Source organism: Comamonas brasiliensis (genome assembly GCF_018292285.1).
GTDB lineage: Bacteria > Pseudomonadota > Gammaproteobacteria > Burkholderiales > Burkholderiaceae_C > Comamonas > Comamonas brasiliensis.
The window spans coordinates 1,379,666-1,398,130 of record NZ_JAANES010000001.1 but is presented as its reverse complement, the minus strand read 5'-3'; the positions used below and the strand labels follow the sequence as shown (position 1 = coordinate 1,398,130).

At 59.3% G+C, this 18,465-nt stretch carries 15 protein-coding genes; 9 read left to right on the top strand and 6 right to left on the bottom strand.

Annotated elements, in window-relative coordinates:
* Positions 1–22 precede the first annotated feature (22 nt).
* Positions 23–469: a universal stress protein gene (locus DJFAAGMI_RS06235; RefSeq protein ID WP_211456361.1), complete on the bottom strand. Its 447-nt coding sequence runs from the start codon at positions 467–469 to the stop codon at positions 23–25.
* Positions 470–653: 184 nt separating this feature from the next.
* Here DJFAAGMI_RS06235 and DJFAAGMI_RS06230 point away from each other — a divergent pair, with 184 nt between their 5' ends.
* Together DJFAAGMI_RS06230 and DJFAAGMI_RS06225 are read left to right on the top strand one after the other, a co-directional pair.
* The gene (locus DJFAAGMI_RS06230) at positions 654–926 is read left to right on the top strand and encodes a hypothetical protein (RefSeq protein ID WP_211456360.1); all 273 of its coding nucleotides are present in this window, start codon (positions 654–656) and stop codon (positions 924–926) included.
* Positions 927–1,262: 336 nt separating this feature from the next.
* Positions 1,263–1,424 (top strand): hypothetical protein, encoded by a 162-nt coding sequence (locus tag DJFAAGMI_RS06225; protein WP_349305218.1) that lies wholly within the window; start codon positions 1,263–1,265, stop codon positions 1,422–1,424.
* A 612-nt stretch (positions 1,425–2,036) separates the two neighbouring features.
* Here DJFAAGMI_RS06225 and DJFAAGMI_RS06220 read toward each other — a convergent pair.
* The 3 genes from DJFAAGMI_RS06220 to DJFAAGMI_RS06210 all read right to left on the bottom strand — a co-directional run bounded on the left by DJFAAGMI_RS06220 (position 2,037) and on the right by DJFAAGMI_RS06210 (position 6,364).
* Positions 2,037–3,983 carry an AMP-dependent synthetase/ligase gene (locus DJFAAGMI_RS06220; RefSeq protein WP_211456359.1) on the bottom strand — a complete coding sequence of 649 codons (1,947 nt, stop codon included), beginning with the start codon at positions 3,981–3,983 and terminating at the stop codon, positions 2,037–2,039.
* Between the two features lie 66 nt (positions 3,984–4,049).
* Positions 4,050–5,594, bottom strand: a complete 1,545-nt coding sequence (locus DJFAAGMI_RS06215) for an MHYT domain-containing protein (protein WP_211456358.1) — start codon at positions 5,592–5,594, stop codon at positions 4,050–4,052.
* Positions 5,595–5,728: 134 nt separating this feature from the next.
* A complete protein-coding gene (locus DJFAAGMI_RS06210) occupies positions 5,729–6,364 on the bottom strand; it encodes a GntR family transcriptional regulator (RefSeq protein WP_043373058.1) in 636 nt (211 codons plus the stop codon).
* A gap of 122 nt (positions 6,365–6,486) precedes the next feature.
* Here DJFAAGMI_RS06210 and scpA point away from each other — a divergent pair, with 122 nt between their 5' ends.
* The 6 genes from scpA (at position 6,487) to DJFAAGMI_RS06180 (ending at position 14,888) form a co-directional block, all read left to right on the top strand.
* Complete coding sequence (gene scpA, locus DJFAAGMI_RS06205; protein ID WP_043004296.1) at positions 6,487–8,661, top strand: methylmalonyl-CoA mutase; 2,175 nt, start codon at positions 6,487–6,489, stop codon at positions 8,659–8,661.
* Positions 8,662–8,698: 37 nt separating this feature from the next.
* Positions 8,699–9,703, top strand: coding sequence for a methylmalonyl Co-A mutase-associated GTPase MeaB (meaB, locus tag DJFAAGMI_RS06200; protein ID WP_196250283.1), 1,005 nt, complete (start codon positions 8,699–8,701; stop codon positions 9,701–9,703).
* Between the two features lie 80 nt (positions 9,704–9,783).
* The gene (locus tag DJFAAGMI_RS06195; RefSeq protein ID WP_050874463.1) at positions 9,784–11,319 is read left to right on the top strand and encodes an acyl-CoA carboxylase subunit beta; all 1,536 of its coding nucleotides are present in this window, start codon (positions 9,784–9,786) and stop codon (positions 11,317–11,319) included.
* 27 nt (positions 11,320–11,346) lie between these two features.
* Entirely contained in the window at positions 11,347–13,395 is a 2,049-nt protein-coding gene (locus tag DJFAAGMI_RS06190) for an acetyl-CoA carboxylase biotin carboxylase subunit (RefSeq protein WP_211456357.1), read from the top strand.
* Positions 13,396–13,541: 146 nt separating this feature from the next.
* Complete coding sequence (locus tag DJFAAGMI_RS06185) at positions 13,542–14,354, top strand: YdcF family protein (RefSeq protein ID WP_211456356.1); 813 nt, start codon at positions 13,542–13,544, stop codon at positions 14,352–14,354.
* Positions 14,355–14,423: 69 nt separating this feature from the next.
* Positions 14,424–14,888, top strand: a complete 465-nt coding sequence (locus DJFAAGMI_RS06180; protein WP_003054918.1) for a VOC family protein — start codon at positions 14,424–14,426, stop codon at positions 14,886–14,888.
* Between the two features lie 53 nt (positions 14,889–14,941).
* Here the strand turns inward: DJFAAGMI_RS06180 and DJFAAGMI_RS06175 are convergent, their stop codons facing one another.
* Positions 14,942–15,940, bottom strand: a complete 999-nt coding sequence (locus DJFAAGMI_RS06175) for an OmpP1/FadL family transporter (RefSeq protein ID WP_249333850.1) — start codon at positions 15,938–15,940, stop codon at positions 14,942–14,944.
* Positions 15,941–16,228: 288 nt separating this feature from the next.
* Between DJFAAGMI_RS06175 and DJFAAGMI_RS06170 the strand changes: the two genes are divergently transcribed.
* Entirely contained in the window at positions 16,229–17,149 is a 921-nt protein-coding gene (locus DJFAAGMI_RS06170; protein WP_211456355.1) for an alpha/beta hydrolase, read from the top strand.
* Here the strand turns inward: DJFAAGMI_RS06170 and DJFAAGMI_RS06165 are convergent.
* On the bottom strand, positions 17,119–18,225 hold the full coding sequence (locus DJFAAGMI_RS06165; RefSeq protein WP_211456354.1) for a site-specific integrase: 1,107 nt from the start codon (positions 18,223–18,225) through the stop codon (positions 17,119–17,121). The genes DJFAAGMI_RS06170 and DJFAAGMI_RS06165 overlap by 31 nt on opposite strands.
* Positions 18,226–18,465: the final 240 nt, after the last annotated feature.

Here is an 18,465-nt window from a genome sequence, read left to right as displayed (position 1 = left end):
TTTCACTCGCAGTGTTGGTGAATCACACGGGGCGATGCACCAATACCGGAATGCTGCTGTTGACCAGCACGCGCTGGGTTTCGCTGCCCAGCAGAATGCCGGCGATACCCTTGCGGCCGTGCGATGCCATGCAGATCAGATCGCAACGGCTGTCTTGCGCCTGGTGGATGATGGCCTGGTTGATAGAGATATTCGTCACCCGTGCTGTCTTGCAGTCCACGCCCTCGGCTGCGGCGATGTCCGTCGCAATCTTGAGCACTTGGTCGGCTTCCTTCTCGGCGCTCTTGGCCATTTCTGCAGAGTTGTAGGCCATCATTGCCTCGGCACCATAGATCATGGCGGTGTAATCCGGCATTACATACAGCGCCGTTACCTGTGCACCTTGCTTCTTGGCCAGCTGCATGCCCGCCCGTAGCGCGGCCTCGGAGAGTTTCGAGCCGTCCGTAGGAATCAAAATGTGCTTGAACATATCCCGCCTCCTGGCGCGTCAGCGCGCCTGTTGTTGACCAATGAATTCGATCGAATGCCGTATTCATACTCACACTCCGGGCCGGCCAAAGCAACACACAGCGTCAGTATCCAGACGATTTCCTGATAACAATCAAAATTTTGAAAAGTAATCAAAAGCGCCTCTATCGCTTACCCATAAAGCGATGGAAGCTATCAAAACAGTACTCTTGACGCCTCCTTCTTGGAATGCGCTGCTGCAGGTTGTTGTAGCTGACATGCATCTGGTTTGGCTCTATCGACCGGGCGTGGGGCAGAGTGGGGCGGCCCTTGCTGTTGTGGTTCTGGTTCAGCAAATAGCGGTTGAGCTGCCCACGCTGCATCACCGTACTGAACACCGTGCGGTCCAACTGCTTGGCGGCCCTTATCTGCAGAAAGGTCGGTTCCGTATTGATGACGGCGTGACGACTGTGCCTTGACTCCCTGGCGGCTGCTCAAGGACTCGCATCAATGATCGACAAGGCACCAGAATCTGCATGCTGACGAAACCTGGAAGCAAGTTACGGTCTGCTGCTGCAGGTATTTGGCCTGGGCGCAGCCGATAAAGGTGGCTGGCCTTTGCCTTGTACCTGTGGCGCTTTGTGCCATTGCTGATTGGCCCCCCTGCTGGACTGTCAGCAGCTCAGTCAGCGATCACGTCCAGACAATCCGCTTGAACGGAATCCTTCGATGTGCCTCACTCTGATCCCTGCGGCTGTGCACGATTCCCGAGCTCGGAGCAGGCTTATGAAGTTTCCGAGGCGCGTTTGATTAAGGTGACGCATCAACTGGCCCTGCAAGGCTGGATAGTCGCGGTGCGTTGCAAAGAAGGCGGCATGTGCCTGGCCCATATGACGCAGCAGATCAATATCGACGCCGTGGTGCTTGGAATGGAGTCCGACTTCGTGCTGGTGGAATGCTTTGACAGTGACGACTGACTAGGTTCTTGCCTGCGAGGGTAGGGCAGTGGAAAAGGCGATGCGCTGAGAGCGATCGCGTGCAGTAGTCCCTTAATGCTTTTCATGTTCCGGAGATTGCAGTGCAAGCTATGTGCAGCGGATGCAATCAGGCCAGCAAAGCATGCAATGGCGTGCAGATATCTGCGGATGAGCAGTGAAATCAGCAACTGTCCCTGGTATTAATGAAACTTAGCCAGCTCATATAGCGCCATCAGTCATTGCATGAATGCATGGGTGATAGCTCTATGCATTTGCGATGCTGCAACTGCGGCCAGCAGGAGGCTGGCCGTGCAAGCGACGAAGCGGCTGACGTGGGTGTCACTGCCGTAATGAGGTAGAGGTGAGGATCAACACTGGCAAATAACCGGGTGAGGGTGTTGAGCACTTCCTGGGTCCAGGAGGCTGCATAGTCGAACAGGCATTTTTTACCGCCTGAGCATCGGGTTGCTGGGCCGTAACTATGGCTTTGGACAACAACAGTTCTTTAGCCCGTGCATGTATGCCACCCAAGCCTTCAAGAGATATTATGATTTATTTAATGTAACTTACATGAATTAATTCAGGGCTCCCAAACCCTGAATTGGCCCATTTCTAGGCTTGGGTTTTCCAGCTTTCGATGGGCTTGCCATACATCTGCTCGACGGCATCTTGGTAGTAAGCCATCAAGTTTTTGCGCTTGAGCTTGAGGGTAGGGGTCATCAAGCCGTTGTCAATGCTCCAGCTATCCCTGACCAGATGAATCGCTCTGGGCACTGCATAACGGGCAAAGCTGCGTGTCTGCTTTTCTATTCTGGCAAGTGCTTCTCTCTCAGCAGCGGCATGGTGCAGGCTGGAAGCGTCATCCGGGTTCAGTCCGACACTCCTGGCAAGCACTTCCCATTCCACTTGGCTGACAACGGCGATACAGGCGATGAAAGGACGATCCTCGCCCACCACAAACACTTGCTCAAACAGGGGATCGACGAGGATGGCTTGTTCCACATCATTGGGAGGTACTTTCTCACCCGTCGACGTCACAATGATTTCCTTGATTCGACCTTTGATTCGGATGCGACCGTTTTCGATGGCGGCCTGGTCCCCGGTTCTGAGCCAGTCGTCGGCAGTAAACGCTTTGGCAGTGTCTTCCGGACGGTTCCAGTAACCTCGCATCAACACAAGGCCAGAGACCTGCAGTTCCTGATCATCGCCAATGCGGACTTCAATCCCCGGCAGCACCCGGCCAACGGTATCGGGCCAGTTGTCGTCGAGGCCGTTGGCACTGACCACAGGGGCGGTTTCGGTCATTCCGTAACCTTGCAGCATGGGCAGGCCCAGACCCAGAAAACAGCGCGCAATGGTCGGAGACAAAGGGGCTCCGCCGCTCACGGCCACGCGTAGCCGGCCTCCAAACTGCGCGAGCAGGGGCTGTGCGACAAGCCTGCGTAGCAGCCAGGCTGGCAAGGCAGAAGCCCAGCTTGCTTGGGCATCGAGTTGCTCACTCAAGGGGATGCCTTGACGAGCGCAAAAACTCTTCCAGCCCTTGTTGACTGCCGCCTCGAACAGCTTGCGCTTGAAGCTGCTGGAGGCAAGCGATTCCTGAACCTTGGCATAAACACGTTCATAGATGCGAGGCACGGATATCAGCACGGTCGGCTTGACCTGCTTCATGTCCTGCGCAAGTTGTGCGACAGAACGCGCATAGGCCACGCAAGAGCCGGTGGCAATGGCCAGGTAGTAGCCAGCAGTGCGCTCGAAAGTGTGTGAGAGCGGCAGAAACGAGAGGAAGACGTCCTCGGGAAAAGCCTTCACACGTTGCATCACAGCGTGCAAGTCGCTGACCACGTTGTCATGGGTGAGCATGACCCCCTTGGGCTTTCCGGTCGTACCCGAGGTATAGACAATGCCCGCCAGCTGTGTTTTGTCTGGCGGCCCGGGCAAGGCAGAGGTATACCGTTGACCTGCCTGAAGCCAGGCGGACAAGACGATGAGCGGCTTTCGCTGCAGGGTCTTGACGGACTCCTGCTCTGCTTGTTCGGCAGGTATGGGAGAGGCGCTCGGTGACTCGTTGGTGCGGCCTTGCTGTGCATGGATCACGGCCTGAAGTTCGGGCAGCTCCTGACCTGTGGCGCAAATTTTTTGCCAGGCCTTGGCATCGGCCACCACCAGCAAGGACGCCGCCGAATCGGCAAGGATATAGGCAATGCTGCCGGCATTGTCTATGGCATGAAGAGGCACAGGCACATAGCCGCAGCGCAGACAGGCCTGGTCGATGGTCATCGCATCAAAGCCATTGGGTAGCAGGATTGCCACCCTTGCGCCGGCAGGAAGATTCGATGCGCACAAGGCGCGGCTCCAAAGGGAAACACGCCCGGCTGTTTCGGCCCAGCTCAGGCTTTTCCAGGCATTCGTGGCTTCATCGAACTCCCGGTAGGCCTCGGCCGCTGGCGTGGCGCTGACCCGCATGGCCAGGAGCTCCGGCAAGGTCTGCACCTGCTCGATAGTCAGATGTCGATTCTCTGTCTGGAGGCCCAGTACGTCGATTTCACTTTGTTGGTTCATGCGCTTACCTTCAAGAAGCAGGCAGTTTCCCGCTACGTGAATGATAGCGTTATGAAAATTCGGGACTCAGAATGCCGCTCCGAGCGGGATATCGATGCTTTGGTAGCAGACGGCAATGTAATGGTGCAGGCGCTGTTGCTCGTCGCGCACTGCCGTCAGGGAAATCTGGTGCCGGTTCATGTCATGCTGCATGACGCACGGGCCTTGCCAGTGTCCTTTTCTACCGATTTCCGTCCAGATCTGCGACCACTGGACATCCGAATCGTCATCGCCACGGATGAAAAGGCTGGCGAACTCCTTGTTCTTGGCGGCCTGGCGCTTCAAGCCGCTGATACGCGCAAAAGCCGGATTGATGTCCACGATTTTTCGGTTCGCATCCAGTACCACCATGCCTTCGTGGGAATGATCGAATACTGTGGCTGCAATATGCAATTGGCGCTCGGTTCGCTTGCGGTCCGAGAGGTTGGTCAGAAGACCCACATACATCCGCTGGCCCCGTGCTTCGGCCTGGCTCAAGGCCAGACGCATTGGAACCAGCGTGCCGTCCTTGTGCTGGCCCAGAACCTCTGAAATCTTGTTCTGCAGAGGGGGCGCGTTATTGCGCTGGCCGGCTTCATGCTGCTCCAGATAGTAATCATGCTGGGTGACTAAAGCGGCTGGCATGAGCATTTTCACGTTCTTGCCCAATACTTCCTCCGGGCTCCAGCCGAATATGACTTCCGCTGCAGGGTTGTAATCCGTCACACGGCCCTGATTGTCGATGCAGATAATTCCATCCGCCGCCATATTGACCAAAGCTTGCAGCCTGGCCTCATTCATATCTACTTTCTGCCAGCGACTACGGTAATGGATCAAGGCATTGGCCTGTGCAATCAATCCTCCGAATAAAAGCGTAATCAGGGCAATCGTCAGCGCCAGAATCAGGCGGTCGTTCGATGTTGTTGCATCATGAATCTCATGATCGGACGTGACTCGCAGCGCCAGCATGGCTGTGTAATGCATGCCGGATATTGCTGCGCCCATGGTGACAGCCGCCAGTGTCTTGCGCCAATGGTCCTGTTTGAGTTTGAAGCGCGCCAGCCCGAAACGGACCCAGAGCGCAAGCGTAGCCAGTGCCACGCCGACAACCAGGGAGATGAAAAACCAGGTGGCTGAATACTGGTGGGTCGCCGGCGTGCGCATTGCAGCCATGCCGCAGTAATGCATGGCTGCAATGCCAATGCCCACCGCCAATCCTCCCAGGATCAATTGCCTGATATTGAGCTCATTGTGAGTAAGCAAGGCGAGAGCCACTGCAGACGCCGCAATGCCCGGGATAATGGAAAGGACCGTGACCGTCAAATCATACTGAACCGCCGCATGCAGGGAATAAGCGAGCATGCCGATAAAATGCATGGCCCATATGCCTATGCCTAATGCCAGCGATCCGCTCACAACAGACCAGTAGCGCAATTGTCGTGAAGTGGCTGACCGGGCAAAAGACGCATGGCGCAATGCCTGTCCGGAAGCAATCCAGCAAACTGCCAGCGACAGGGTTACAAGCAAAGGGTCATATTCGCCCTTGATCAAGTGAGCGTCAGCGGAGGAGCCCCAGAAAAATTGCGCCAGCATGAATCATGATCCTGTAACACTGAAAGCACATTCAGTTACTTTGCGAGCATCGCATGAATCGGGTAATCCAATATTTCAAATTTGTAGGATAAATACCAAAGCGAATTTCCCATGGGCTGACAAAGAGGGATCGTCTAGATCGCCGCATCAAGTCCATTCGCGAAATGCTGCTGCACTGCGCTCATGGCGATTTTTGGATCGCGCTGCAGCAATGCCTGCATGATGGCTTCGTGCTCTGCCAGAGAGTCTTCGATACGGCCTTGCTTGAACAGCGACTTGTGGCGGTTGAGCTTCATGACCTTGCGCAGATCGGCTACCAGCTGGTTACGCCAGCGGTTATCGGCAATGTCGAGAATCTGCATATGAAAACTTTCGTTGAGCGCGAAAAACCGCTCGGCGTCGGCGGTGTTCTGTTTCAGCTCCTCATGGGTCTGCTGCAGACGCTGCAATTGTTCGTCCGTGGCCTTGCCGGCAACCTCGGCCGCTGCATCCGCTTCCAGCAGGCTCAGCAAGCGATAGACGTCGGAGATGTCCTTGCGCGAGACCTCGGTCACGTAGGCGCCTCGGCGCAGCTTCATGGTCACCAGGCCTTCGGCCGCCAGCACCTTCAGTGCCTCGCGCAGGGGCGTGCGGCTGATGCCGTATTCCTCGGCAATCTTCAGCTCGTCGATCCAGGCACCAGGTTCAAGCTCCCGCCGGAAGATGCGCTGGCGCAATTGCTCAGCGACCTGCTCATATAGCGCAAGAGGAGTAAGTGTTTTGCTTGTCATTACGCGTGATTATATGCTGCAAGTATTTTGAATTCATAATTATGAATCATGTACACTAGGCGCATCTAGGTAGTTCACCGCAATTCCAAACTTCACTGCGCGCACCGCATACGAGAGACAACATGAGCCAAGAGAATCCGGTACAGGACCCACAAGAATTCGCACCCGCTGATCTGCAAGCCTGGAACAAGGCCGCCAACAAGGCGGCTCCTGGCGGTGATATCAACAACCTGAATTGGGTCACGCCGGACGGCATCACCGTCAAGCCGCTGTACACGGCGGAAGACACGGAAGATCTGCCATTCACCAACACGCTGCCGGGATTCGCCCCCTACATCCGCGGTCCCCAGGCCACCATGTATGCAGGGCGGCCCTGGACGATCCGCCAGTACGCGGGCTTTTCCACCGCCGAGGAATCCAACGCCTTCTATCGCAAGGCGCTGGCCGCCGGCGGCCAAGGTGTTTCCGTCGCATTCGATCTGGCCACCCACCGCGGCTATGACTCCGATCATCCACGTGTGACGGGTGATGTGGGCAAGGCAGGCGTGGCGATTGACTCCGTCGAGGACATGAAGATCCTCTTCAACGAGATCCCCCTGGACAAGGTCTCCGTCTCCATGACCATGAACGGCGCCGTGCTGCCAGTGCTGGCAGGCTATGTGGTGGCAGCCGAAGAGCAGGGCGTCCCGCAGGACCAACTCGCCGGAACGATTCAGAACGACATTCTGAAAGAGTTCATGGTGCGCAACACCTATATCTACCCGCCCAAGCCGTCGATGAAGATCATTGGCGACATCATCGAGTACACGAGCCAGAACATGCCAAAGTTCAACTCGATCTCGATTTCGGGCTATCACATGCAGGAAGCCGGCGCCAACCAGGCGCTGGAGATGGCTTTCACGCTGGCCGACGGCAAGGAATATGTGAAGACCGCCATTGCCAAGGGCATGGACGTGGATGCTTTCGCGGGCCGTCTGTCCTTCTTCTGGGCCGTGGGCATGAACTTCTACCTGGAAGTGGCCAAGATGCGTGCCGCGCGCCTGCTGTGGTGCCGCATCATGAAGGGCTTCGATGCCAAGAACCCCAAGAGTCTGATGCTGCGCACCCATAGCCAGACCTCGGGTTGGTCGCTGACAGAGCAGGACCCATACAACAACGTGGTCCGCACCACCATCGAAGCCATGGCAGCCGTGTTTGGTGGCACCCAATCCCTGCACACCAATGCGCTGGACGAGGCCATTGCCCTGCCTACGGAGTTCTCGGCCCGCATTGCCCGCAACACACAGCTGATCATTCAGGAAGAGACCCATATCACCAATGTGATCGACCCCTGGGCTGGCTCCTACATGATGGAGAAGCTGACCCAGGAAATGGCCGATAAGGCCTGGGCCATCATTGAGGAAGTCGACGCCATGGGCGGCATGACCGCCGCTGTGGACAGCGGCTGGGCCAAGCTCAAGATCGAAGCCGCCGCCGCTGAGAAGCAGGCGCGTATCGATTCCGGCAAGGAAGTCATCGTCGGCGTCAACAAGTACAAGCTGGCCAAGGAAGACCCGGTCGACATCCTGGAAGTGGACAACGTCAAGGTGCGTGACAGCCAGATCGCGCGGCTCAAGAATATCAAGGCGAAGCGCGATGCAGCCCAGGTGGAAGCTGCACTTGCTGCCATCACGGCAGCGGCAGAATCCGGAGAGGGCAATCTGCTGGATCTGTCCATCAAGGCCGTGCGCCTGCGTGCCACGGTAGGTGAAGTCTCCGACGCGATGGAAAAGGCGTTTGGTCGCCATCGCGCCGATACCCAGAAGGTGACCGGTGTGTATGCTGCCGCTTATGACTCGGCCGAAGGCTGGGACAAGCTCAAGGAAGAGATCAACACCGCTTCGCAGGCCATGGGCCGACGCCCCCGCGTGATGATCGCCAAGCTGGGTCAGGACGGTCACGACCGCGGCGCCAAGGTCGTCGCAACCGCCTTTGCCGACCTGGGCTTTGACGTGGACATGGGGCCGCTGTTCCAGACACCCGAAGAATGCGCGCGCCAGGCCATCGAGAACGATGTGCACGCCGTGGGTGTCTCCACTTTGGCCGCCGGGCACAAGACTTTGGTGCCGGCAATCATCGCCGAGCTCAAGAAGCAGGGGGCGGACGACATCATCGTCTTCGTGGGCGGCGTGATTCCCGCCCAGGACTATGATTTCCTATACAACGCGGGCGTGAAGGGTGTCTACGGCCCCGGCACTCCCATTCCCGCCAGCGCCAAGGATGTGCTGGAGCAGATCAAGAAGGCCAACGGTCTCTGATCGGCCGGCAAGCATTGATAGCAAAGGCGATCGCAACGTGACCCCTGAGCAAATGCAAGACGGCATCCTGCGCGGCAACCCTGCCGTGCAGCGCCGGGCCATGGCCAAGGCCATTACCTTGCTTGAATCCTCCCGGGCCGACCACCGTGAACAGGCTGACGGTCTGCTCACCGCTCTGTTGCCGCACACGGGCAAGGCATTTCGCCTTGGCATCAGCGGCGTGCCGGGCGTCGGCAAATCCACCTTCATCGAAGCCCTGGGCCTGTTCCTGATAGAGAAGGGCCTGCGTGTGGCCGTGCTGGCGATTGATCCGTCCAGCACCGTTTCGGGCGGCTCCATCCTCGGCGACAAGACCCGCATGGAGCAACTGTCCATGCGGCTGGAAGCCTATATTCGCCCAAGTCCCAGCAGCGGTACGCTGGGCGGCGTGGCCGAAAAGACGCGCGAGGCTATGCTGGTCTGCGAAGCCGCCGGTTATGACGTGGTCATCGTCGAAACCGTGGGCGTGGGCCAGAGCGAGATCGCCGTGCACGGCATGACGGACATGTTCTGCGTGCTGCAGCTGCCCAATGCGGGTGACGACCTGCAGGCCATCAAGAAGGGCGTGATGGAGCTGGCCGACCTGGTGGTCATCAACAAGGCCGACATCGACCCCCATGCCGCCACGCGTGCCCAGGCCCAGATCACATCGAGCCTGCGTCTGCTGGGCATGCACGGCAATCCCGACCACGCCAACACCGGCGCGCTCTGGCAGCCGCGGGTGCTGCAGATCAGTGCCTTGCTGGGCCAGGGCGTGGAGGGGTTCTGGGCTGCAGTCAGCAGCTTCAGGGAGCTGCAAACCGCCAACGGCCGCCTGGCCCTGCGCCGCGAGAAGCAGGCATTGGCCTGGATGTGGGAGCGCATCGACTTCGGCCTCAAGCAGGCGTTTCGCCAGCATCCTCAGGTCAAGGCCATGCTCCCCGTCCTTCAGGACGATGTGGCAGCGGGTCGTATCGCTGCCAGTACTGCAGCAAGAAATCTGCTTCTAGCCCAAATGCAGTAGGCGCTAGTAGCTCTTATTACCATAGCATCGCAGCATCACTATTGCGAGACAAGCAACCCAAATCACGTTAGAGGACAAGCATGCAAGACGATATCCTGAAGCAGCTGGAAGCCAAGCGAGAACTCGCTCGGTTGGGTGGGGGACAAAAGCGCATCGATGCGCAGCACAAGAAAGGCAAGCTGACGGCGCGCGAGCGTATCGAGCTGCTGCTGGACGATGGCACTTTTGAAGAATGGGACATGTTCGTGGAGCATCGCTGCACGGACTTCGGCATGGAAAACACCAAGATCCCTGGAGACGGCGTGGTCACCGGCTACGGCATGATCAACGGCCGTCTGGTCTTTGTGTTCAGCCAGGACTTCACGGTGTTCGGCGGTGCGCTGTCCGAAACCCATGCCGAGAAGATCTGCAAGGTGATGGATCAGGCCATGAAGGTCGGCGCTCCCGTCATCGGCCTCAACGATTCGGGTGGTGCGCGTATCCAGGAAGGCGTTGCCTCTCTGGGAGGCTATGCCGATGTGTTCCAGAAGAATGTGCTGGCCTCGGGCGTGGTGCCCCAGATCTCCATGATCATGGGCCCCAGCGCCGGCGGCGCCGTGTACTCGCCGGCCATGACCGACTTCATCTTCATGGTCAAGGACAGCTCCTATATGTTCGTGACCGGTCCCGAAGTCGTGAAGACCGTTACGCACGAGGAAGTCACGGCCGAAGAGCTGGGCGGGGCCATCACCCACACCACCAAGAGCGGCGTGGCCGACATGGCATTCGACAACGACGTGGAGGCACTGATGATGCTGCGTCGCCTCTATAACTACCTGCCCTTGAACAACAAGGAAAAGGCTCCTGTGCGGGAGACCACCGATCCCGTGGGTCGCGCCGATCTGTCGCTGGATACGCTGGTGCCCGAAAACGCCAACAAGCCCTACGACATGAAGGAGCTGATTCTCAAGACTGTGGACGATGGCGATTTCTTCGAGCTGCAGCCCGAGTACGCCAAGAACATCATCATCGGCTTTGCCCGCATGGCCGGTCAGACCGTGGGTGTGGTGGCCAATCAGCCCCTGGTGCTGGCCGGTTGCCTGGACATCAAGTCCTCCATCAAGGCCGCGCGCTTCGTGCGCTTTTGCGATGCCTTCAACATCCCCGTGGTCACCTTCGTGGACGTGCCTGGTTTCATGCCCGGTACCTCTCAGGAATACGGCGGCATCATCAAGCATGGCGCCAAGCTGCTGTATGCGTATGCCGAAGCCACAGTGCCGAAGATCACCGTCATCACCCGCAAGGCCTATGGCGGCGCGTACGACGTGATGGCTTCCAAGCATTTGCGCGGCGACGTGAACCTGGCCTGGCCCCATGCCGAAATTGCCGTGATGGGTGCCAAGGGCGCGGTGGAGATCATCTTCCGTGAGGACAAGAACGATCCGGTGAAGCTGGCTGCTCGCGAAGCGGAATACAAGGAGCGCTTTGCCAACCCCTTCGTGGCCGGAGCCCGTGGCTTTATCGACGATGTGATCCAGCCGCACGAAACACGCAAGCGTATCTGCCGCTCGCTGGAGATGCTCAAGAACAAGCAGCTGGACAACCCCTGGCGCAAGCACGGGAACATCCCCCTGTAAGAACAAGAAGAACCAGGAGATATATCCATGTTTACCAAGATTCTGATTGCCAACCGCGGCGAGATCGCCTGCCGAGTCATCGCCACCGCCCGCAAGATGGGCATCCAGACCGTGGCGGTCTATTCCGACGCCGACAAGGACGCGCGCCATGTCAAGCTGGCCGACGAGGCCGTGCGCCTGGGCCCCGCACCCAGCCGTGAGTCCTATCTGCTGGGCGAGAAAATCATTGAAGCCTGCAAGCAGACCGGCGCGCAGGCGGTGCACCCCGGCTACGGTTTTCTCTCGGAGAACGAGGGCTTTGCCAGGCGCTGCGAAGAAGAGGGCATTGCCTTCATCGGCCCCAAGTCGTATTCCATTGCTGCCATGGGCGACAAGATCGCGTCCAAGAAGCTGGCTGGCGAAGCCCAGGTCAACACCATCCCCGGCTACAACGACGCCATCGCCGGCCCCGAGCAGGCGGTGGAAATCGCCAAGGGCATTGGCTACCCCGTGATGATCAAGGCGTCGGCAGGTGGCGGCGGCAAGGGTTTGCGCGTGGCCTTCAACGACAAGGAAGCCTTTGAAGGTTTTGCCTCCTGCCAGAACGAGGCTCGCAACAGCTTCGGCGACGACCGCATCTTCATCGAGAAGTTCGTCCAGGAGCCCCGCCACATCGAAATCCAGATTCTGGGCGACAGCCACGGCAACGTGGTTTACCTGAACGAGCGCGAATGCTCGATACAGCGTCGTCACCAGAAGGTGATCGAGGAAGCGCCTTCGCCCTTCATCAGCGACGCCACCCGCAAGGCCATGGGCGAGCAGGCCGTGGCCCTGGCCAAGGCCGTCAAGTACCAGAGCGCCGGCACCGTGGAGTTCGTGGTCGGCAAGGACCAGGACTTCTACTTCCTGGAGATGAATACCCGTCTGCAGGTCGAGCACCCGGTGACCGAATGCATCACCGGACTCGATCTGGTCGAGCAGATGATTCGTGTGGCTGCCGGCGAAAAACTGTCCTTTGCACAGGCCGATGTGAAACGCGACGGTTGGGCCATCGAGTGCCGTATCAACGCCGAAGACCCGTTCCGCAACTTCCTGCCTTCGACCGGCCGCCTGGTTCGCTTTGCGCCGCCCGAGCAAACCATGTGGCAGTCCGATACCGAGCACCTGAACGGCGTGCGTGTGGATACCGGCGTCTACGACGGCGGCGAGATCCCCATGTACTACGACTCGATGATCGCCAAGCTCATCGTGCACGGCAAGGATCGCAACGACGCCATCGCCAAGGCCCGCGAAGCACTCAACGGCTTTGCCATCCGCGGCATCAGCTCCAACATCCCGTTCCAGGCAGCTCTGCTGGCACACCCTGACTTTGTCTCGGGCAAGTTCAACACCGGCTTCATCGCCCAGCACTATGCCGAAGGCTTCCATGCCGAGGACGTGCCCCATGATGATCCCGACTTCCTGGTGGCTTTGGCCCTGTTCCGCAATCGCCGCTACCGTGCGCGTGCATCGACCATCACCGGCCAGATGCAAGGCCACCAGGTGCAGGTGGGCGAGAAATACACTGCTGTGGTTCTGGGTGCTGAAGGCAAGAACCAGTATGTGACTGGCGAGGTGACCGACTTTGATGCCCAGGCGCGCGTCTGCAAGGTCGTCATCGGCGACAAGGCCTACGAGTTCCGCAGCAATGCCGACATTCGCGACCTGGTTGTGCGCGGCATCTGCAACGGCAAGGCTTTCACCTGCCAGATCGAACGCGGCAACGGCAAGAACCCGCTGGCACTGCGCGTCATCCACAACGGCACGCAAGCCGATGTGCTGGTGCTCTCGCCTAAGGGCGCAGAGATGCACAAGCTCATGCCCTACAAGGCGCCGCCCGATCTGTCCAAGTTCCTGCTCTCGCCTATGCCCGGCCTGCTGGTCGACGTGGCGGTGCAGCCCGGCCAGAAGGTGCAGGCCGGCGAGAAGCTGGCCGTCATCGAAGCTATGAAGATGGAGAACATTCTGTTCGCGGCCCAGGACGGCGTGGTCAGCAAGATCAGCGCCTCCAAGGGAGATTCGCTGGCGGTGGACGACATCATTCTGGAATTCGAGTGATGCCGGCCTTTCGGGGCCGGCCGGCATGGAATGCCGTCGCAGCCCTCAGGCCCTGAGATCGGAAGCCCGCAAGGCTTTGGCTTTGCGGGCTTTCCAGTTTTCAATGGAAAATAGCTGTATCCCTTATCCAGTAAGCGTAAGTAGCTATGACATTAAAAGCATCTGCAACCATTCCCGGTCGCGCCAAGTTCGCTCGTGCCTTGCTGGCTGTGCTGGGCTTGCTGCTGTTGGTCGACGCATTGGTGCTGATGTGCCTGGGGCACTTCAATGTAGGAGTTGTGTTGCCCGCCGGCTTGGGCGCTGCGGCCTTGGGGCTGAGCTGGAAATGGCGGGCGGTGCAGCACTGGCGTGCAGCCAGGCCTCTGCATGCAAGGCTCTGGTCGCTGGCCTGGGCCGGCCTAGTGCTGTGGCTGATCAGCCTTTTCTGGTTCTGGAGCCGCCTGTCCGGCCTGGGCCTGGAGCCGCAGCAAGTGCCGCCCGTGCAATCCATCGTCGTGCTGGGCAGCGGCACGCTCGACGGCCACCCAAGGCCGGTGCTGGCCGCGCGACTGGATCAGGCGGCACAACTGGCCAAGCTGCAGCCCCAGGCCTTGGTTGCCGTTTGCGGCGGTGTCGATTGGGGTGAAAAAGAGTCTGAGGCCGAGGTCATGGCCCGCTATCTGCAGCAGCGTCACGGAATTGCTGCGCAGCGGCTGGTGCTGGAAAAGCTCAGCACGAGCACCGAGCTGAACCTCAAGCTCAGCCGGCCCTTGCTGGCCGAGCGCGGCGTGGCTGCCGATGCACCCATGGCCATGGTCAGCAGCGACTTTCATCTGATGCGCGCCATGGACATTGCAAAGCGGCAGGATCTGCCTCAGGTGTATCCCGTGGCGGCTCCAACCCCTCTGGCCACGCGTTTCAATGCCTGGCTGCGCGAATACTTTGCCATGGCCAGCAGTTGGTTGCTGGGCGAGGTCTGATATTTCGATAAAAACCGGCTCTAGCGCTTACCAGTATTGCGCTTTAAGCTATTAATCAAGGAGTCATTCATGAGCAATCGTCCTTTCAAGGTTCTGGGCATTCAGCAAGTCGCCATCGGTGGCACCGATAAACAGCGCATGAAAAAGCTGTGGGTGGACATGCTGGGTCTGGAGCAGACCGGCACCTTTCAGAGTGAGCGCGAAAACGTGGACGAGGACATTCTGGCCATGGGGCGGGGTGCGATGAAGGTGGAAGTGGACATCATGCAGCCCATGGACATCGAGAAAAAGCCCGCCGTGCACGCCACGCCGCTGAACCACATCGGCCTGTGGATCGACGATCTGCCCAAGGCCGTGGAATGGCTGACGGCCAATGGCGTGCGATTTGCTCCTGGCGGTATCCGCAAGGGAGCGGCAGGCTATGACATCACTTTCCTGCACCCCAAGAGCAATGACGAGTTTCCGATTGCCGGCGAGGGCGTGCTGATCGAGCTGGTGCAGGCTCCAGCCGACGTGATTGCGGCGCTGGGTTGAGTGCTTCGGGCCTCGGCTGTCAGATTGCTGCAGCGTGAAAGCGGCGACTGCTCTCAGAACTGATAGCCGAGCTTGATCCCGAACGCCGTGGCGGACTCGGCATCGAAAGCCGCCAGGGTCGTGCCGCCGCTGGAGATATCAACCGAGCCCAGACGCTGGTAGCTCAGCCAGGGCGTGAGCTTGAACTGTCCTTGCTGATAGCTCATCCCCACGGTGTAGCCAAGGCGGCCATCGGTGGGGCGCAATGGCGACAGCGCGGCCTTGTCGCTGCGCTTGTCATAAGCCACGGCGACAAAGCCGGACCAGTTCGCCGCCAGCCTCTGCCCAAGACCCAGCGTGTAGGTGGTTGTGTCCTCCATGTCTGCCAGGCTGCGCCCTGGGAGTATCGCTGCCAAGGTCTGCGGGTGTAGTCGGAATTGCGACCAGTTGGTCCAGCGGATCTGTCCAAAGAGCAGGGTACTTGGCGTGATGCCTGTCTGAACATCGAGGTTGAAGCTCTGCGGAGCAGTCGATGCGGTCCTTGTTTCGCCCGGCCATAGGTTTTCACGGGTCGCGATCTTGTGCTTGATGGCCGAGTAATAGGTCGCAGCGACGCGCAAAGTCCTATCCGGGCGCTCATAGCTCATGCCCAGCAAGTAGCCTGGCTCGGTACTGGGCCTGAAATCCACCCGGTATCCATTGAGCCCTCCAAATACCATGCCCCCCAGGGCGACATGTCCTTCGGTGCGCTGCAGACGCAAACCGCCATGCACGGCCCAGTGCTCATCCCAGCGGTAGCGCAGCGCCCCCATGAGCTCATGGCTGCTCACGCGGGCCTGCGTGCCGCCAAAAAGAGGCGATTGCTGTGGGCTGTAAGCGATGTCAAGGCCAAAAGGCTTGCTCAACATCAGTAGCACCGAGGTGCGTGGATTTACATCCTGCTTGTAGGCAAAGCCCCATTGGGTGTAATCGTCGGCGACTTGCCCAGTGGACTTTCCCAGGGCATCCGTGCCCTGGATCCGGGGCCGGACCGTATAGGTCTCCACGGAAAGATAGCGGCCGTTTTCAAACAAAGGCCCAAGGTCCTGGCCTGTCCTGTCAAGGCCGCCGGCCTGGGCGCAGAGCCCCCACATCATGGCTGCACAGCCAGCCCCCGCTTTTGCTTTTCTCAACGCCTGCTCCAACGCTCTGATTTCATTTGCATGAATGTAATTTAATGTATCTACATGACAGGTGAACAGGTCTAATTGGAGGATGCTGGCTTGAGTAGTTGATGCTGCCGCGGCAATGAAGAGCCTGCCGCCTGGCTTATGCTGTGCGCTGTGATTGATCGCCGCCCGAAGCCCAAAGACGCGCAGAAAATGCCTTCCATCTCGACCGACTCCACGACCGCTTACTACGACCGCCAATACAACGCCCGCGCCAGCGTGCAGGATCCGCTGGCGTACCTGGCGCGCTACACGCAGGAAAGCCAGGCCGCATTTGCCTTGTCCGGCGCAGTTCGCAACCAGCGCTACAGCCCCAGAGCTACTGATGTTCTGGATATCTATCTGCCCTCAGCCCAGGCAGGTACCGCACAAGCTGCGCCTGTTTTCATCTTCATCCATGGCGGTTACTGGAAGGCCTTGGGCAAGGATGATTCGGCTTTCATGGCACCGGCGCTGACGCAGGAGGGCGCCATCGTCGTTGTGCCCGACTACGATCTGGCCCCGTCCGTCACGCTGGACCATATCGTCGATCAGATGCGCCAGGCCTATGCCTGGGTGGTGTGCAATATCGCCATCTACGGCGGTGATGCCCGCAATATCTGTGTCTGCGGAAGCTCGGCCGGGGGACATTTGGCGGGCATGCTGCTGGCCAAGGATTGGCAACAAGACTACGACCTGCCAGCCCAGGCTGTGCCCCGGTCAGCGCTAACCTTGAGCGGCCTGTTCGACCTGCAGCCGCTGTTGACAACCCATATCAACGACTGGATGCAGCTCGACGACGCTGCCGCCATACGCAACAGTCCGCGCTTTCTGCTGCCCGATGCGAGTACCCATGCTCAATGCCAGTTGCATGTGAGCTGTGGGGAGTTTGAAAGCCATGAATTCAAGCGCCAGTCGCGCGACTATCTGGCTGCCTGGCAGGCTCGCTGTCTGCCGGGGCAATGGGTGGAAGCGCCGGCGACCAACCACTTTGATTTGCCGCTGCAACTGGCCAATCCGCAATCCACCATTCATCGAGCTGCGCTGCAGCTGATGGGGCTTGATCAGTCCTCGTCCAGCATACGCGCCGCCTGATTGTTGAGTGCCGAGTCGGCCCGGAAGTAGCCGAGAACGGTGTTCACGCTATGGTGCCCCGTCAAGGCCATGGTGTCGGCCAGCGGCAGATTGCGTCTGCCGGCCTCGGTCACAAAGCCCGAGCGCAGCGAGTGTGCGGAAAAATCCCCTTCCACGCCCGCCAGCGCACAGCGCTCCTTGACAATATTGCGCACGGCGGCGGGAGTCAGCGGTTCTGCCACATGGCCTCCTTTGCGAATGCGCCTGAAGATAGGACCTTCGGTGATGCCGGCCGCGTCCAGCCATGCCCTCAGGGCGATGGCGGCACGGCCGGTGACGGGCTTGTGATTCTCGGGGGCGTCGGTGCCGCTCTGGTTGGTCTTGCTATGGCTCAGGGTGTAGATGAATTCCCCACCAGCCACGGCGCGTAGAAAACGCATATCGGCGCCGGCCACTTCGGAGCGGCGCCGCCCACCGCTGGCCCAGGCAAACAGCAGCAGCGCCCGGTCGCGCAGGCCGCGCAAGCTGTCGTCACAGCTGGCCAGCAGTGCCTCCAGCACATCGCGCGTCAGCGCCTCTTTTTTCTGGGGTAGATCACCACGTCTTGCATAGGCCTTGCGCGTGCGTGACATCAACTCCCTGACGGCCCCATCCTGACAGGGGTTGGACATGGCATGCACCTGATGTGCCTTGGACATCACGGCCATGCGATGCACCAGCGTGCTGTGCGAGGGTGCCCCTTTTTTCCCCTTGTAGCCGGCAGCTACCAGGGCGTCGTCGATATCGGGCGGCATTTCATTGAGCAGGCCTGCACCGCTCTGCCTCTGGGCATGATCGATGATGAACTGCAGTACCGTAGCCACTTGCAGCGGCAGTTGCATGGGCTGGCCCATACGCAGCAGGTGCCAAGCCGCCCAGTAACGCATGGCGCTTTGATAGCTGCTGCGCGTATTACTGGATTCGCCTTCATGCATCAGCTCCTTGATGGCTTCATGCGCTTTGGGTGCCAGGGCGCCAGCCGGCATATCCAGCACCTGTAGGCGGTTGGCATCAAAGGCCGCTGGAGCAGGGAAGGACGAGGGCTTGCGTGAATCCATGACGCTATTTTCGCCCGGACTTTGCATGCCGGCTGAAATCGATGTACCGCTCTGGGGCTGTCGGCAAAGACGGTGCAGCACCGCAGACTGTGTTGCTCTGGCTGTCTTTACTCACGCCAAGTCTGGTGGCTTCAACCCAGTGCGCAAGCCATCGGCTGATGGCAGCTATCGCTTACCTATCAATGACAGCGATCAGGACACTACTTGGCGACGCCAGGCCGGCCTGATCACGGGCCCTGG

Excerpts from the sequence above, each read along its gene's own strand:
- DJFAAGMI_RS06235 (WP_211456361.1), bottom strand. The coding sequence starts at position 469 with ATGTTCAAGCACATTTTGATTCCTACGGACGGCTCGAAACTCTCCGAG.
- DJFAAGMI_RS06230 (WP_211456360.1), top strand. The coding sequence starts at position 654 with ATGGAAGCTATCAAAACAGTACTCTTGACGCCTCCTTCTTGGAATGCG.
- DJFAAGMI_RS06220 (WP_211456359.1), bottom strand. The coding sequence starts at position 3,983 with ATGAACCAACAAAGTGAAATCGACGTACTGGGCCTCCAGACAGAGAAT.
- DJFAAGMI_RS06215 (WP_211456358.1), bottom strand. The coding sequence starts at position 5,594 with ATGCTGGCGCAATTTTTCTGGGGCTCCTCCGCTGACGCTCACTTGATC.
- DJFAAGMI_RS06210 (WP_043373058.1), bottom strand. The coding sequence starts at position 6,364 with ATGACAAGCAAAACACTTACTCCTCTTGCGCTATATGAGCAGGTCGCT.
- scpA (WP_043004296.1), top strand. The coding sequence starts at position 6,487 with ATGAGCCAAGAGAATCCGGTACAGGACCCACAAGAATTCGCACCCGCT.
- DJFAAGMI_RS06195 (WP_050874463.1), top strand. The coding sequence starts at position 9,784 with ATGCAAGACGATATCCTGAAGCAGCTGGAAGCCAAGCGAGAACTCGCT.
- DJFAAGMI_RS06190 (WP_211456357.1), top strand. The coding sequence starts at position 11,347 with ATGTTTACCAAGATTCTGATTGCCAACCGCGGCGAGATCGCCTGCCGA.
- DJFAAGMI_RS06185 (WP_211456356.1), top strand. The coding sequence starts at position 13,542 with ATGACATTAAAAGCATCTGCAACCATTCCCGGTCGCGCCAAGTTCGCT.
- DJFAAGMI_RS06180 (WP_003054918.1), top strand. The coding sequence starts at position 14,424 with ATGAGCAATCGTCCTTTCAAGGTTCTGGGCATTCAGCAAGTCGCCATC.
- DJFAAGMI_RS06170 (WP_211456355.1), top strand. The coding sequence starts at position 16,229 with ATGCCTTCCATCTCGACCGACTCCACGACCGCTTACTACGACCGCCAA.
- DJFAAGMI_RS06165 (WP_211456354.1), bottom strand. The coding sequence starts at position 18,225 with ATGGATTCACGCAAGCCCTCGTCCTTCCCTGCTCCAGCGGCCTTTGAT.